Source organism: Rhodococcus sp. MH15 (assembly GCF_019266045.1).
Classification (GTDB): Bacteria; Actinomycetota; Actinomycetes; order Mycobacteriales; family Mycobacteriaceae; genus Rhodococcus_F; species Rhodococcus_F qingshengii.
The window spans coordinates 1-1619 of record NZ_LPNP01000083.1 but is presented as its reverse complement, the minus strand read 5'-3'; the positions used below and the strand labels follow the sequence as shown (position 1 = coordinate 1619).

At 61.4% G+C, this 1619-nt stretch carries 1 protein-coding gene; it reads left to right on the top strand.

All coding sequences use genetic code 11. The features are described 5' to 3' along the window. Window positions 1-1619, top strand: a 1619-nt coding sequence (locus ATN37_RS31605; RefSeq protein WP_256933599.1) for a condensation domain-containing protein, incomplete at both ends; no start/stop codon positions are given.

Sequence of the window (1619 nt, the reverse complement as noted above, 5' to 3'; positions counted from 1 at the left end):
GATGCGCAGGTTCCGGTGCGGGTGTTGTTCGAGGCGTCGTCGGTGGAGTTGTTGGCTGCTCGGGTGGAGTCGGAGGTTGGTTCGGGTGCGCGGGCGGCGTTGACTGCTCGGGTGCGTCCGGAGCGTGTGCCGTTGTCGTTGGCGCAGCAGCGGATGTGGTTCTTGAACCGATTCGACCCGGGATCCAATGTTGACAATATTCCGGTGGCGATTCGGTTGTCGGGGTTGTTGGATGTGGAGGCTCTGCAGGCTGCGGTGTCGGATGTTGTTGGTCGGCATGAGATTTTGCGGACGGTGTATCCGGAGGTCGACGGTGTCGGGTTCCAGGAGGTGTTGTCTGCGGATCGGGTGCGGTTGGATTTGTCGCCGGTGGCGGTGTCGGAGTCCGATGTCGTTGGTGCGGTGACGGAGTTCTTGTCGGCTGGTTTCGATGTGGCGGTGGAGGTTCCGGTTCGGGCGCGGTTGTTCGCGGTGTCGGAGTCGGAGTTCGTGTTGGCGATGGTGGTTCATCACATCAGTGGTGATGGTGTGTCGATGGGGCCGTTGACGCGTGATGTGATGGTGGCGTACGAGGCTCGTTCTCGGGGTGAGGTGCCGGGGTGGACGCCGTTGGCGGTGCAGTATGCGGATTACGCGTTGTGGCAGCGGGAGACTCTCGGTTCGGAAGATGATCCGTCGTCGTTGATTTCGCGTCAGATCGGTTTCTGGGAGTCGGCGTTGTCGGGGTTGCCGGATCAGTTGGATTTGCCGGCTGATCGTCCGCGGCCGGCGGTGGCGTCCAATCGTGGTGCTGCGTATTCGTTCGTGATTGATCGTGATGTGCATGTGTCGTTGAGTGACGCTGCGCGTGAGTCGAATTCGTCGTTGTTCATGGTGGTGCATGCGGCGTTGGCGGTGTTGTTGTCGCGGTTGTCGGGGACGTCCGATATTGCGATCGGTACTCCGGTGGCGGGTCGTGGTGAGCAGGTTCTCGATGATTTGATCGGGATGTTCGTCAATACGTTGGTGTTGCGGACCGAGGTGGATTCTTCGGAGTCGTTCTCGGGGTTGTTGGGTCGGGTTCGTGAGGGCGATCTGGGTGCGTTTGCGCATGCGGATGTGCCGTTCGAGCGGTTGGTGGAGGTGCTCAATCCGGCGCGGTCGCAGGCGCGTAATCCGTTGTTCCAGGTGATGCTCTCGTTCCAGAGCGCCCGCCAGACCGGGTTGCAGTTGGGCGATCTGACGGTTGCGGGCGTCGATACCGGCGCGGTGGCGGCGAAGTTCGATCTGCAGTTGACCATGGTCGAGCAGTTCGACGAGTCCGGTGCCCCGGCCGGGATGGCGGCGACGTTCACGTACGCGACGGATCTGTTCGACGAGTCGACGGTGGCCTCGATGGCAACCCGATTCGAACGCATCCTGGCTGCCGTCGTTGCTGATCGGTCAACCATTGTTGGTGACGTTGATATTTTGGATTCTGTTGAGCGTTCGTTGGTGCTCGAGGGGTGGAATGACACGGCTCGTGAGGTTGCGGGTGTGTCGGTGTTGGACGGGTTCGATGCGCAGGTGGCGGCGTCTCCGGATGCGGTAGCGCTCTCGTTCGAGGGTGTGTCGTTGTCGTATGCGGAGTTCGATGCTCG